We start from the raw sequence: 12075 nt of genomic DNA, 5'->3' as shown, positions 1-12075 counted from the left end.
CGAAAGCCGCCCCTATTGTTCTGAATTGTCGATTTGATTGTCTGATTGCTGGTCGGCGAACCCGGTTTGACCGGGTTTTGCTCTAGCTTTCGCGACGGGAGCGAGGACTTTCGCAACGTCTTCTTTGACCGGGATAATCGTCGATATGAGATCGGCAATGTCGGAAAAAACGTCAGCTTTCGCGATCTGGTCGGGACACGGCTTGTCACGCATTCCGTTTCTGACAAGCGCCTTTTGTACCCCGTATATCCGATCCGCCTCGCTTGATGCCGTCTGCAACATGGTCCAAAGACCGGCGCGCTTTCGGCTCATAGTCAGAACCTCAAATCGGCTTGCTTGTGCTCGAAAAGCGGCGTCGTGTGAGCCGGGTTCACTTGCGGCGCGATTGCATTGCACGCGAATAGCCAGCCCGCGATTGCGTCCGAAGCGTTGTCGTCCTGCGGATCGAAGCCGAGCGCTTCCATAGCTCGCATAATTTCTTCCTTTGCTTTTCCGGTGGTCGGCTTCCGGCCAAGGATGAAATAGCGGATCGCGGATTGTGCCATTTCGCGATAGTCGAAAACCTTCTCATGATAGGCCGTCGCTGCCATCGTCCACGGTAAGCACTGCAAAAGACGCGTCGTCTTGTGGTTCGTCTTGCCTTTCATTGCACCGGAGAAAACCGGCGTTTCAGCAATGATGACGTTCGGGCGGTAGGTTTCGATTAGTTCGCGGATGAAGAGTTGGGAGTGAGCGACTATTGCGACCGGCGGAGCTTCCTCGGGGGCAAGGCGCTTTGAACCGTACTCCGGTTCTTCACCGGGGCGGCCTGCACACCAACCGGTGCGGGTTGCGACATCGAGAAACAAAATCATTCGTTGGGGGAGATTACGCATCTTCGGAAATCTCCTGCGAATAGACATAGTCGAAATGAACCGGGCAGATGACGGCAATGCCGTTCAAACCGACAATGTGCGGGGTGCGTTCGACGGCCACTCGCGTGCCGTCTGCAATCTCGTTCGTCTGGATGCGGTGGCCTTTTAAGCAACCGTCTTCGGCGAGCTTCTCGAAAACGTCGTCGAAGCTCTCGGCCTCGGTTTCCAACGTGAATGAAATGTACTTGTAGGGATCACGGCGCGAAGGGACGACCGTCGTCACTGAAAGACGCTGTATCGGCATGGCAGTTTCCTTGTGGTGGTTTTGGTAAAGCAAAGGCCGGGCAATGGATGCCCGGCCCGTAATCGGCGGCCGGTGCCTACAACGCGGGGAGTGTAGGAGCGGAGGCACCGGCCTTGATGTGCGCAGCCCGGTTGCAGAGGGCGCGCACTATCAATCTAATTCACGGTGGCGAGCGTAAGCGGAGCCTTGGCCTTTTTCGGAGTTTCATCCTCGGCAGGGCGTTTGCCGTCGACGATATTGGCCATGGTCGAAATGATGTCATCGAACATATCGACGTCGTCGAAGTAGCCCATCTTGTCGGCAAGCTCGATTACGCCGCGAAGGGTCGCTTGCCGCTTTGTGGTTTCCATCTTGGCGAGGCCGAGAATGAAACGGAAAGCCTTTCGGTCCATACCGTGACGATCGAGAGCGTTCTTGACGATAGAACCGGCAGCCCCGTTATGCTCGGAAGCTTCTGCGGTTTCGCTCATGAACTGGTTTACTACGCGGCGCAGTTCTTCGGAGGAAATCGACGACTTGCTCGACGTAACGTCGGCTTTCTTTGCGCGTTTTGCCATGCTGCATGCTCCTTGGTTTCAGTCGGCGTTAAACGGCGACAGGCTGCGGAATATCCGAGGGCCACGCTTCCCCAACGGGCCATTCGGGATGAATGCCGCTGACAGGTTTACGGTTCTCGGATACGAGTTTGAGGGTTTGAGCATCAAGGACGGCAGGCTCCGGGCGTTCAACGCCCGCAGGCCAAGCCACACCATCCGGCCATATCGCGGAAAACCGCGACATGATCTTGTCGTAAGTTCCGGCGCGCATATCGGCACGGTCAATCGTGTGGGAGAACGTGCGATAGCCGGAAACAATCTCGTCAAGCTTCGTCTGTGTGCACCCGGTGGCTTTCCGGTATGCATCCATCGTAGCTCGAATGTTTGTTCGGAAGAGGTCGAGGTAATTCATGCACCATTTGTTAAGTTAGAAATTATCTAACTGCAAGAGGGGACATCATCAAAACTGTCAGTAGATAGAAAATGATTGATTTATGCGAAAAATGTTTTATTTGTCGAACTTAGACAGAATAAAAATAGAAAATTTCTAAGGGTTCAACCGTAAATATGGGTTCTGCGTAATGAGCGATGTTCTACGGAAGCGCGTCCAAGGCCGTCTTGATGCCCTCGGCATCAACGCATTTGAGGCTGCCAAACGCGGCGGACTGACAAGGAATTTTTTCTATGAGCTGTTCCGTCTTGAAAATGGAAAATACAAAAAAGACCGCTTCAACCTTAAGCACCTTGACGCGGCCGCTTTTGCGCTTGATTGCGATCCTGAATATCTAACTCTTGAGCAGCGGACGCCACGACGCGGTGGCACACCTGACGGAACGAAGATTTCAGGTATCGCCGAAGCTGGCGCGTTGCGGTCACCGGGGGCAGGAATTCCCAAAGGTCTGACGGTTGCGATTGAACCGGACCCTCGATATCCGATCGAAGCTCAACAAATCTTTCAGGTTCGCGGGGGGCATGCTGCCGGGTTGAACATTCCAAGCGAAGCGTTCGTCGTGGTGGCCAGTGCCGATGCACTAAGGGACGCAGGGCGCGAACTGATCGCGGGCGACGTCGTCGTCGTGTCCCGCACGGCTGTCGAGGACAAGGCGGAAATTACAATCCGAAAAGTAGCTTTTGACGCGATGGGCATGCGCTTCGACGCGTATCCAGACGACGGCGCAATCGATCCTTTACACGCCTCGGATGGTGGGATCGTGCTCGGCCTTGTTCTGCAAGCAATCGTGGTTTTCTAAAATCTCGCGCGCGTACGTGCGTATAATTATTTATATAATTAATTAGGGACAGGGGGTATTAAACCCCCTGTCCCATTTTTATTAATTCAAAAATTATCTAACCAAATGATTTCTATTAATTAAAAATCATCCTGACAAAAAGTTAGAAATTTTCCAACTTTATGGATTGCCTACCGCAAAAAGTTAGATTATTTCTATCTTCGTAAACGAATGGTTACGACAGTATCAGGAAGCATCATGCCAATCCCCACCGAAATAATTGGCCCTTTCAAACCAACAGGTCACAGACACGGTTCGTTTACGACGTTCCTCGATTGACCTGCGACCGATTGGCGTTCGTTGGAAATATCTTCCTTGGCATATTTCAAGGAATTCAACGGCTTAATCATACCGCGATAGGGAAATAGGAAAGTTATCCTCACCCCGCGCCGCTCGTGTCAAAACCGATCCTTAAGGAACCAAGATTTCCTTTCGAAGGGTTAACGAAAGCAGGCAACAAAATGACAACGATTGTGAATGCAACAGGCGCAGTGAGGACGTCCCTCGTAAGCATAATCAAGCGCCAAATGATTGATACCATTATCGAAAGCAATGTCGAACCTTCGAATTTCGATGACGTGCTTTCCGCCCTACGGAAGGCGAATTTTGGCGAACCTGCTATCGCTGCATTGGCGGCGGAAGTTGCGCAGGCGGCGCAAGAGGAAATCGGGGCAGGGCAAGCACAATGACGATCGAACGGATCAACGTGAAGACAAGTGCCGAATGGCATGCTCGCAGGTCGCGAGACGTCACGGCGTCAGTCGTCGGGGCATTGTTTGGTGAACATGAATTCGTAACGCCTTATGCTCTTTGGGCGTTCAAGTCCGGCAGGGTTACAGCGGACCCGGAGGAAACCCCGGCCATGCTTCGCGGCCAGCTATTGGAGCCTGTCGCGGTCAAGCTACTGCGGCGTCTACGGCCGAGTTGGAAGATCAAGCATAACACCAATCCCGGTGACTACTGGCGGGATAGCGAAGTTCGTCTCGGAGCTACGCCCGACGTTATCGCGGTCGATAAGAAGCGCGGACAAGGCATTGTTCAAATCAAGTCTGTCGAGCAGGGCGTCTTTCGTCGGAAATGGCTCGCTGGCGGTGATTTACCCGAACCGCCGTTCTGGATCGCAATGCAAGCGGTCGTCGAAGCTTATTTGACCGGCAGCAAATGGGCTGCGGTTGCTCCGATTGTTGTCGGCCATGGTGTGGATATGCCGATTATCGATATTCCCATCCTCGACGGCGCAGTAGACCGCATCCGCGAAAGGTGCGGGGCATTTTGGGAACTAGTCGAAAGCGGCACGGAAGTCGTGCCGGATTACAGCCTCGACGCTGACCTTCTCGAGCGAATGTATGCGAGAGAGGAAGGCGAGGAAATCGACCTCACGAGGGACAATCAGATTTATGAACTGATTGCAGAACGTTACCGCCTGAAAGCGGACGCTACAGAGGTTGAGCGAAAGATTTCGGCAGTCGAAGCCGAGATTAAGCACAAGATGCAAGGCGCATCGATTGCGCATCTTGCGGGTGGGAAGAAAGTCACTTGGCTAACTCAAAAGCGTGCCGGGTATTTCGCTCCGCCCAAGGAATTCCGCGTCCTGCGAACCCCTCCGCCTGACGCGTGAAGTGGACCGGCGGCTAAAGGCTGCAACCCAACGTCGCCGGTCCTGATGCACCCCTGAACCACCACGAACAGGAGGCACCATTCGCTATGGTAGCTGAAACGAATGAACGCGCCGTTATCGGCGGTAACAATCCCCCTATAAAAGAAGCGCTCGCGGATCAATACAAAGAATTGGTCGACCTGATTGAGCCAATCGCGGAACGCGCCAATGCGCATCCGCGAAAGATCGAAAGTGACGAAGACCTCGGGCCACTCGGCGAAATCGTTCTTGACGCTAAGGCCCTGTCGAAGCGCATCGAAACGGCCCGCAAGGTTGAGAAGGAACCTTTTGTCAAAGGTGGCCGCGAAGTCGACCAGTTTTTCCATCCGCTGACTGATCGCCTCGACCGTATCGTCGACGTGTTTGAAGCGCTCGCGTCGTCGTATCAGCGCGATAAGGCGGATGCCGAACGCCGTCGGGCTGCCGAGGAAGCCGCACGCCTGCGAGCCGAGGAGGAGCGCAAGCTCAAGGAAGCCCAAGAGGTTAAGCGAGAAAGCACGGCCGAACGCAAAAAGGACGAGGCGGCAAGTCTCGGCCATCAAGCGACCAGTGCGGAACATCGCACGGCAGCGAGCGCGGCCGAGTTGACGAAGGTTCGCACCGGCAACGGTGTCACCGCCTCGGCAACCACGAAATGGGCTTTCCGCATTGTCGACCTCGCAGCGGTCGACCTCAACAGCCTGAAAGATTTCTTCCGTGTCGAGGATATCGAGAAGGCCATTCGGTCGAAGGTCGCCATTCATAAGGGCAACACAAAAATCCCAGGCGTCGACGTCTTCGAAGACGTGAAAGCGACATTCCGCTGATCGCCGGCTAACCCATTCAACCGGCACAGCCGGAAAGAGAAATCCAATGAAGTATCTTGTTATCGACACTGAAACGACGGGCTTGTTCGACTTCAAACGACCAGCCGATGCCGAAGGACAGCCACGCCTTGCGCACTTGGCAATGATTTGGGCCGACGCCGAAGGCAACGAGATTGACCGTCAGGACATTTATGTCCGCCCGAACGGCTGGACAATGCCGCAGGGGGAAGGTTCTGCGGGTGCCGTCAACGGTTTGACGGACGAGTTCTTGCACGCGAACGGTGCGGATATCGGCGTCGTTCTCGAACAGTATCGCGACGAAATCCTCCGGGGCTTGATACTGGTCGCCTACAATGCACAGTACGACCTTAAGGTTATGCGCGGCGAAATGCGCCGGGCTGGCGTTCCGGACCTTTTCGAGCAGACGAAAAACGTCTGCGTAATGCGCCCCATGATGAAGATTTGCAGAATTCCGAATGCAAATCGCGGCGGCTTCAAATTCCCTAATCTTGGCGAGGCACTGGCCCATTTCGGCCACGAACTTAACGGCGCGCACCAAGCAATGAACGATGCCGAAGGCGCGCGCATCCTCTTGGGCGAACTCTTGCGCATCGGAGAGTTGCCGACGCCTGCGGTTCATTACGCCAAGGAAAAGGCAGTCGAAAAGCTCCCGAAATCTCGCCGGAAGGCCAGTGCGTCGGGCTTCCTCGGCAGCTTCTAAATCCGGCGCGGTAGCCGGAGGCCCGGCGAATAGTCGCCGATCAAATTGTCGCAGCGAAGTCCGGGCCACTTTTCAACCACCACAGAAGGAAACGTCCAATGTCAGGACAGGAAGTAATCACAGCGGACGGGGAAATTATCACTGCGCCGACGTCATCGGAGCAAATGAGCCTCGCCATCGGTCTAACCAAAGCTGAAATCGATCAGCAGATAGCAACTGCCAAGCTATATCCGCGCCTTGTCAGTCGTGTAACGCAGAACATTCTTTCCCTCGTCACCATCGACGAGCACTCGGCAGAAGAATGTAGTTATGCTTTGCCGCGAGGCGGGAAGCCAATCGTAGGCCCAAGCATCCGTCTCGCGGAGATTATCGCGGGGCAGTGGGGCAATTGTCGTGTTGGTGCTCGTGTGGTGCATGTTGATCGAGTTGAAAAGTTCGTCGAGGCGGAAGGCATATTCCACGATCTCGAAACGAACACCGCAACCACCGCCCGCGTTCGTCGTCGCATCAGCAATAAAAACGGCGGCCTGCTTACCGATGACATGATTATCGTTACCGGGAACGCCGCATGTTCGATTGCAAAACGCAACGCAATCCTTGGAGGCGTGCCGAAAGCCGTCTGGCGCAAAGCTTATGACGAAGCGGAAAAAGTCGTAAAGGGTGACGTCAAAACGCTGGCCGAGCGCCGGGAAAATATCTTCAAAGCGTTTGCAGCGTTCGGCGTAAAGCCCGAACAGATTTTCGCTTCACTCGGTATCGCGGGCGAGGACGATATCACGCTCGAACATATCCCTACACTCACCGGCATGCGTTCCGCTCTTAAAAGCGGTGAAGCAACGGTCGAGGAAATGTTCGGCGGACAATCGAAAACCGACGGCGAAAAGAAGTCGACCAGCCAGAAAATGAGCGACTTCGCCAAGGGCGGAAACGGGCAGGAAAAGAAGAAGGAAAAGGCCGGGTCCGACGAAGGCAAAAAAGTCGAAACGAAACCGGCAGCCGAGAAAACGGCCGACAAGTCCAAGCAGGAAACATCTGGCGACGAGGACGCCGAAATCCTTCCTCCGACGTCTGACGATATCGAAATCGCACGCGACAAGGGGCATGACGCATTCCACAACGGTATGCCCCGCGAAACATGCCCGCGCGAATTCAATGCGAAGGGCCGCGAGGAGGAGCGGAACGCTTGGCTTGAAGGCTATGACGCCGCAGCCGAGGAAGAAGCGGAGGCACGCAATTGACCAGCGACCGCACCCACTACGCAAAGCTTATGGATAAGTGGCGCGAAGCCGAAGCCCTAGCGGAACTCATTCGACAGTTTGCCGACGACGGCGGCCGCCACAGGCTCAAGGTCAAAGTTGAGCACCCGGACCCCGTCGTAGCGGGCAACGCCGAGCGCGTCATCAACGATATGATGAAGAACAACGGTTTTGGCGTGACCGTGCAAAAGGCTCTCGAAAGGGTTGAGCGCAAGCGCGACGACGCCCGAGAGGAGTTTTTGCAGGAGGCGGGGGCCGGATATCTCGCGCCATCAACGGCGGAACGCAAGCTCGGCGATTTGCTCCGCGAGCCGCGACCACCGAAGAAATAGTCGAGCTTAGAACCGGCGTGCGGCGACTACTGCAATGGTCGTCGCAAGCGCCCCGATATCCCTAACCACCACTTTAAGGGACTGACATGCTTATTCGCGTTTTTGATTTTGAAACCACCGGCTTCCCTCCCGGGGCCGGAATTGTCGAGGCGGGTTGGACGGACCTATTTGTCGATGTCGGCAAGGCCGAAGTTGGAGGCACTACCTCCATGCTCGTCAATCCCTTCGAGGCTGCACCGCAGCTTGAAATGTCGATTGGCGCTCTTTCCACTCACCATATCGAAAAATCGGACCTCGTCGGAGCGCCACCTCCCGAGGTGGCCCGCCGAACGCTTTCGGACGGAGCCGACGCCTTCGCCGCGCATAACATAGAATTCGATCAGCAATTCTTTACCGGCGGCGGTCGGCCGATGATCTGCACCTATAAGGCTGCGCTTCATCTTTGGCCCGATGCTGAAAAGCATCAAAACCAGTTCTTGCGCTATCTGCATAACCTGCCGGTTGATCGCAAGATTGCCGAAATGTCTCACCGCGCAGGCCCGGACAGCCACGTAACCGCGCATCTTCTGAAATTCATCATCGACCAAGGCGTCGAGGTCGACACGCTGATCAATTGGACGCAAGGCGAGAAGCCTCTGCGCCTCTTGAAGACTATTCCTTTCGGCGAGCACCGGGGGAAGCCATTCAAAGAGGTCCCGAGCAATTATCTGCAATGGATTGTCCGAAAAATTACGGACAAGCCGGACCTCGTTCATACCGCCCGCGTCCACCTGAAAGATCGGGGGGAAATGTAATGGATATGAGCGAACTCAACAGCAAGATCGGAAGCCGTATTCGCGCGTTCCGTATTCTGCGCGGACTGTCGGCCGACGATCTGGCCGAAGTGATTGACGTCAAGAAAAACTCGATCACGCGGATTGAGGCAGGTCGTCTTGCGATTACGGCCGCGCAATTAGTGCTCGTTGCACAGAAGCTTTCGACAACGTCTTCGGTTCTGACTGGCGAACAGCCTGCAACAGAAGGGGGCGAGGTATGAGCAGTAAATATCTCGTTGCCGACCTCTTTTGCGGAGCTGGCGGTTCGTCAACTGGCGCGGCGCAAGCATTCAACGAACTTGGCATAGAAATGGAACTCGTTTGCCTAAATCATTGGGAAACGGCGATTGAAACACATCGTCGGAACCATGAGCATGCGCGCCATTACATTCAAGACATAGCCGTCGCGCGTCCTGCGGAGATTGTTCCAGAAGGCTATCTTGACCTCCTTATGGCCTCGCCAACGTGCACCTACCATTCAGTGGCGCGCGGCGGGAAGCCGACAAGCGATCAGCAGCGTTCCGACCCTTGGCACATAATCACTTGGTTGACCGAACTACGGGTTAAGCGGCTGATTATTGAAAACGTTTGGGAGTTCTGCGGTTGGGGGCCTGTCGACCCCGAAACTGGAAAGCCGATCAAGGAACGTAAGGGCGAATACTTTTATGCTTGGATTGAAACAATCAAGCGGCTTGGCTTTGATCCAGAGTGGCGAAAGTTAAACGCTGCCGATTTCGGAGACGCGACCACACGTCAGCGATTTATTCTTATGGCGCGCTCGGACGGCTATCGAGTTCGTTGGCCGATGCCCACTCATAAGAAGCGTCAGGAAGCGAAATCAGAGCTTTTCGAAAATGCTCGGCCTTGGCGTCCAGCCCGGGAGATAATTGACTGGTCGATCAAGGGACGCTCAATTTTCAACCGCAAGAAGCCGCTCGCTCCTAAGACACTCGCGCGCATTTATGCGGGCGCGATCAAACATCGATGGCCACAGCCTTTCGTCGTCGTTTTGCGCAACCACATGGCAGCGCAAGGCATCGATATTCCTCTCCCGACGATCACGGCAACGGGGCAACACATTGGTATTGCCGAGCCGGTCATCGTAAATATGAAAGGAAAATCCAAGTCATCGGGCGTGGCTGACCCACTGCCAACTCAAACAGCGCATGCGCCTCACCTATATGCAGCCGAGGCTATTGTCTTATCGCAGCATAACAGCGGATCGCCGCGCACGACCCATGATCTCTTACCTACCGTCACGACAGGCGGGGCAGGGACAAGCGAGCGCCCGGGGTGCGCCCGGCCGATGCTGGTCGAGCCGTTCGTCCTCTCACAGGCAAGCTGCGGTTCGCCTCGTTCCGTCAATGAACCCCTTCCCACCTCTACAACTGGCGGGAGAGGCGGCGCTCACACTCTTATTGCGCCGTTTTATGGTTCTGGCTCTGGCGAAACGTGCACCAATACCACCGAACCGTTGCCAACGGTTACGACGAAGGATCGTTTCGGCATAGTCGTCCCGGTGACGCATAGCCAAGGCGGCAACGGTAGCCGATCTGTCGAAGAACCGTTGCAAACGGTAACCACGGCTAAGGGCGGGGAATTTGCTGTTGTTTTGCCGGTCACTCATGACGGCGGGTTAAATCGCGTTCAAGGCGTAAGCCAGCCTTTACCAACGATTACGGGAGCAAATCGCGGAGAGCTAGCCGTCGTCGAGAGCATTTCTTGCGACAGCGGCGAGCTTAGGGGCGAACTCGAATTCGATATCCTTTTTCGGATGCTTGAACCGCACGAACTCGCCTTGGCGATGGGGTTTGAAAACTATGAGTTCGCAGGAACAAAAACGCAGAAGGTGAAGCAAATCGGGAATGCTGTTTCCGTCCGCAAGCTGAAAGCATGTGTTCACGCACTCATGTCCGATGAAGCCCCTGACAAATCAATCCTATCAGACCCCGATTTTATGGAGGCGGCAGAATGAAGTTGTCACCCCAACAAGACCAAGCCATCAAGGCGGTTTCTACCTGGCTCAAAGACCCGGGCGCTAAACAGGTGTTCTATCTCGCCGGCTATGCTGGAACAGGCAAGACGACGCTCGCGCGTCGGCTCGCCGAGGATATCGGCCGGGTTTGCTTCGGTGCCTTTACCGGAAAGGCGGCTCTCGTCCTGCGTTCGAAGGGCTGCGAGGATGCGAGCACGCTTCACAGCCTGATTTACAAGATCGAGAACCCGAATAGCCCGATCCCCCGTTTTGTCAAAAACTATGACAGTGCTGTTCGCTTCTCCGACCTCGTAATCGTCGACGAAGTTTCGATGGTTGGCGAAGAACTCGGCCGCGATCTTCTGTCGTTCGGAACGCGCGTTCTTGTTCTCGGCGATCCTGCACAGCTTCCGCCGGTCAAGGGCGAGGGGTTTTTCACCGCAGGCGATCCAGACTTCATGCTTACGGAAGTTCATCGGCAGGCGGCCGACAATCCAATTATCGCTATGTCGATGAAGGTCCGCCAACGGGAATTCCTCGACTTCGGCGCGTTTGGCGATAGCCGCGTCATTCGTCGGGAAGAACTGGAAACCGATAGCGTTCTCGCTGCCGATCAAATCCTCGTTGGCAAGAACAGCACTCGCCGCAACTTCAATCAGCGCCTGCGAGAGTTGAAGGGTATGAAGGGCGATTTCATGGTCAACGACCGTGTTGTTTGCCTGAAAAACAATCGGGAAATGGGCCTCTTGAACGGCGGCATATGGAACGTTGACAAGGTGCTACGGCAGTCTCGCGACACAACAACGATGTACGTCTCGCCGCTTGATAGCGGCATGACGAAACAGCCGGTCGAGGTCATCACGCATCACGCTTGGACGCGCGGGCAGGAGCGTGACCTCCATTGGAAGGAAGCTCGCCGTTTCCAGCCTTTTGATTACGCCTATGCGCTCACCTGCCACAAGTCGCAGGGCAGCCAGTGGGATAACGTCATGGTCTTTGACGAGGGCGGAATTTTCCCGGAACCCGAGCGCTGGCTCTACACGGCGATCACTCGCGCCGCCGAGAAAGTGACGGTCGTTCAATGAAAGACCTTCTCGAATTCATGGGCGAGCATCCCGTTCTGACGTGGTTTCTCGCGTGGGGCCTTTGGCCCATCTGCACGGCGATAGCAACGATTGTTGCGACCCCCTTCCGCTATGCGTTTCTCGCCTACAACCGGCGACTAAGGCACCTGAATATTCGTGCTCATGGCTGGCCTACATCGCCTTTGATGGATGCAGACGGCGACGTCGTACACCCGCCAGCACCAAATCAGGGGCGCGAAGACACATGAAAACGGACGGGATTGTTCTCCGAGTGGTTGGCACATTCGGGGTTTGTCGGTGCGCTTTGATCGTGAGCGCAGAGTTCATTCATCGGGATTGGACGGTCGCCCTTGTGATTGCGGGCATGACGGCGGCGTCGCTCTTGGTCCTTTGGACCGAATAAAAGTTTCACCGAATTCAGACGAAGCCGCTCGCAGACGCGGGC

General features: G+C 55.3%; 17 protein-coding genes. 12 read left to right on the top strand and 5 right to left on the bottom strand.

Annotation, left to right across the window (positions count from 1 at the left end):
• Positions 1 to 12 precede the first annotated feature (12 nt).
• The 5 genes from FGI60_RS11740 to FGI60_RS11720 form a co-directional block, all read right to left on the bottom strand.
• A complete protein-coding gene (locus FGI60_RS11740) occupies positions 13 to 312 on the bottom strand; it encodes a hypothetical protein (RefSeq protein WP_006471871.1) in 300 nt (99 codons plus the stop codon).
• A gap of 2 nt (positions 313 to 314) precedes the next feature.
• Entirely contained in the window at positions 315 to 875 is a 561-nt protein-coding gene (locus FGI60_RS11735; protein WP_138785321.1) for a RuvC family protein, read from the bottom strand.
• Complete coding sequence (locus tag FGI60_RS11730; RefSeq protein WP_006471869.1) at positions 868 to 1158, bottom strand: hypothetical protein; 291 nt, start codon at positions 1156 to 1158, stop codon at positions 868 to 870. The genes FGI60_RS11735 and FGI60_RS11730 overlap by 8 nt, the downstream gene beginning before the upstream one ends.
• A 155-nt stretch (positions 1159 to 1313) precedes the next feature.
• Positions 1314 to 1715, bottom strand: a complete 402-nt coding sequence (locus tag FGI60_RS11725) for a hypothetical protein (protein WP_138785320.1) — start codon at positions 1713 to 1715, stop codon at positions 1314 to 1316.
• A 28-nt stretch (positions 1716 to 1743) separates the two neighbouring features.
• Positions 1744 to 2064 (bottom strand): hypothetical protein, encoded by a 321-nt coding sequence (locus tag FGI60_RS11720; RefSeq protein WP_006471867.1) that lies wholly within the window; start codon positions 2062 to 2064, stop codon positions 1744 to 1746.
• A gap of 211 nt (positions 2065 to 2275) precedes the next feature.
• On the opposite strand from FGI60_RS11720, the gene FGI60_RS11715 reads away from it, so the two are divergent.
• From FGI60_RS11715 to FGI60_RS11660, 12 genes are all read left to right on the top strand, one after another.
• On the top strand, positions 2276 to 2944 hold the full coding sequence (locus FGI60_RS11715) for a helix-turn-helix domain-containing protein (RefSeq protein ID WP_006471866.1): 669 nt from the start codon (positions 2276 to 2278) through the stop codon (positions 2942 to 2944).
• Positions 2945 to 3444: 500 nt separating this feature from the next.
• On the top strand, positions 3445 to 3672 hold the full coding sequence (locus FGI60_RS11710) for a hypothetical protein (protein ID WP_138785319.1): 228 nt from the start codon (positions 3445 to 3447) through the stop codon (positions 3670 to 3672).
• Positions 3669 to 4601: a YqaJ viral recombinase family nuclease gene (locus FGI60_RS11705; RefSeq protein WP_138785318.1), complete on the top strand. Its 933-nt coding sequence runs from the start codon at positions 3669 to 3671 to the stop codon at positions 4599 to 4601. The genes FGI60_RS11710 and FGI60_RS11705 overlap by 4 nt, the downstream gene beginning before the upstream one ends.
• An 86-nt stretch (positions 4602 to 4687) precedes the next feature.
• Positions 4688 to 5446, top strand: coding sequence for a hypothetical protein (locus tag FGI60_RS11700; protein WP_138785317.1), 759 nt, complete (start codon positions 4688 to 4690; stop codon positions 5444 to 5446).
• 46 nt (positions 5447 to 5492) lie between these two features.
• Positions 5493 to 6167, top strand: a complete 675-nt coding sequence (locus FGI60_RS11695; RefSeq protein ID WP_138785316.1) for a 3'-5' exonuclease — start codon at positions 5493 to 5495, stop codon at positions 6165 to 6167.
• Positions 6168 to 6265: 98 nt separating this feature from the next.
• A complete protein-coding gene (locus FGI60_RS11690; protein WP_006473384.1) occupies positions 6266 to 7405 on the top strand; it encodes a hypothetical protein in 1140 nt (379 codons plus the stop codon).
• Positions 7402 to 7755, top strand: coding sequence for a hypothetical protein (locus FGI60_RS11685; RefSeq protein WP_138785315.1), 354 nt, complete (start codon positions 7402 to 7404; stop codon positions 7753 to 7755). The genes FGI60_RS11690 and FGI60_RS11685 overlap by 4 nt, the downstream gene beginning before the upstream one ends.
• An 86-nt stretch (positions 7756 to 7841) precedes the next feature.
• Complete coding sequence (locus FGI60_RS11680; protein WP_138785314.1) at positions 7842 to 8549, top strand: 3'-5' exonuclease; 708 nt, start codon at positions 7842 to 7844, stop codon at positions 8547 to 8549.
• Positions 8549 to 8791 carry a helix-turn-helix domain-containing protein gene (locus FGI60_RS11675; RefSeq protein ID WP_006473378.1) on the top strand — a complete coding sequence of 81 codons (243 nt, stop codon included), beginning with the start codon at positions 8549 to 8551 and terminating at the stop codon, positions 8789 to 8791. The genes FGI60_RS11680 and FGI60_RS11675 overlap by 1 nt, the downstream gene beginning before the upstream one ends.
• On the top strand, positions 8788 to 10545 hold the full coding sequence (locus FGI60_RS11670) for a DNA cytosine methyltransferase (protein WP_138785313.1): 1758 nt from the start codon (positions 8788 to 8790) through the stop codon (positions 10543 to 10545). The genes FGI60_RS11675 and FGI60_RS11670 overlap by 4 nt, the downstream gene beginning before the upstream one ends.
• Positions 10542 to 11630 (top strand): ATP-dependent DNA helicase, encoded by a 1089-nt coding sequence (locus tag FGI60_RS11665; RefSeq protein WP_138785312.1) that lies wholly within the window; start codon positions 10542 to 10544, stop codon positions 11628 to 11630. Before FGI60_RS11670 ends, FGI60_RS11665 begins: the two co-directional genes overlap by 4 nt.
• The gene (locus tag FGI60_RS11660; RefSeq protein WP_006473402.1) at positions 11627 to 11878 is read left to right on the top strand and encodes a hypothetical protein; all 252 of its coding nucleotides are present in this window, start codon (positions 11627 to 11629) and stop codon (positions 11876 to 11878) included. The genes FGI60_RS11665 and FGI60_RS11660 overlap by 4 nt, the downstream gene beginning before the upstream one ends.
• Positions 11879 to 12075: the final 197 nt, after the last annotated feature.

Source organism: Brucella haematophila (assembly GCF_005938105.1).
In the GTDB taxonomy this organism is placed as follows: Bacteria; Pseudomonadota; Alphaproteobacteria; order Rhizobiales; family Rhizobiaceae; genus Brucella; species Brucella haematophila.
This window is presented reverse-complemented; position numbering and strand designations above follow the sequence as displayed.

Bases quoted from the DNA above. Each gene is read 5' to 3' on its own strand.
- FGI60_RS11740 (WP_006471871.1), bottom strand. From the start codon at position 312: ATGAGCCGAAAGCGCGCCGGTCTTTGGACCATGTTGCAGACGGCATCA.
- FGI60_RS11735 (WP_138785321.1), bottom strand. From the start codon at position 875: ATGCGTAATCTCCCCCAACGAATGATTTTGTTTCTCGATGTCGCAACC.
- FGI60_RS11730 (WP_006471869.1), bottom strand. From the start codon at position 1,158: ATGCCGATACAGCGTCTTTCAGTGACGACGGTCGTCCCTTCGCGCCGT.
- FGI60_RS11725 (WP_138785320.1), bottom strand. From the start codon at position 1,715: ATGGCAAAACGCGCAAAGAAAGCCGACGTTACGTCGAGCAAGTCGTCG.
- FGI60_RS11720 (WP_006471867.1), bottom strand. From the start codon at position 2,064: ATGGATGCATACCGGAAAGCCACCGGGTGCACACAGACGAAGCTTGAC.
- FGI60_RS11715 (WP_006471866.1), top strand. From the start codon at position 2,276: ATGAGCGATGTTCTACGGAAGCGCGTCCAAGGCCGTCTTGATGCCCTC.
- FGI60_RS11710 (WP_138785319.1), top strand. From the start codon at position 3,445: ATGACAACGATTGTGAATGCAACAGGCGCAGTGAGGACGTCCCTCGTA.
- FGI60_RS11705 (WP_138785318.1), top strand. From the start codon at position 3,669: ATGACGATCGAACGGATCAACGTGAAGACAAGTGCCGAATGGCATGCT.
- FGI60_RS11700 (WP_138785317.1), top strand. From the start codon at position 4,688: ATGGTAGCTGAAACGAATGAACGCGCCGTTATCGGCGGTAACAATCCC.
- FGI60_RS11695 (WP_138785316.1), top strand. From the start codon at position 5,493: ATGAAGTATCTTGTTATCGACACTGAAACGACGGGCTTGTTCGACTTC.
- FGI60_RS11690 (WP_006473384.1), top strand. From the start codon at position 6,266: ATGTCAGGACAGGAAGTAATCACAGCGGACGGGGAAATTATCACTGCG.
- FGI60_RS11680 (WP_138785314.1), top strand. From the start codon at position 7,842: ATGCTTATTCGCGTTTTTGATTTTGAAACCACCGGCTTCCCTCCCGGG.
- FGI60_RS11675 (WP_006473378.1), top strand. From the start codon at position 8,549: ATGGATATGAGCGAACTCAACAGCAAGATCGGAAGCCGTATTCGCGCG.
- FGI60_RS11670 (WP_138785313.1), top strand. From the start codon at position 8,788: ATGAGCAGTAAATATCTCGTTGCCGACCTCTTTTGCGGAGCTGGCGGT.
- FGI60_RS11665 (WP_138785312.1), top strand. From the start codon at position 10,542: ATGAAGTTGTCACCCCAACAAGACCAAGCCATCAAGGCGGTTTCTACC.
- FGI60_RS11660 (WP_006473402.1), top strand. From the start codon at position 11,627: ATGAAAGACCTTCTCGAATTCATGGGCGAGCATCCCGTTCTGACGTGG.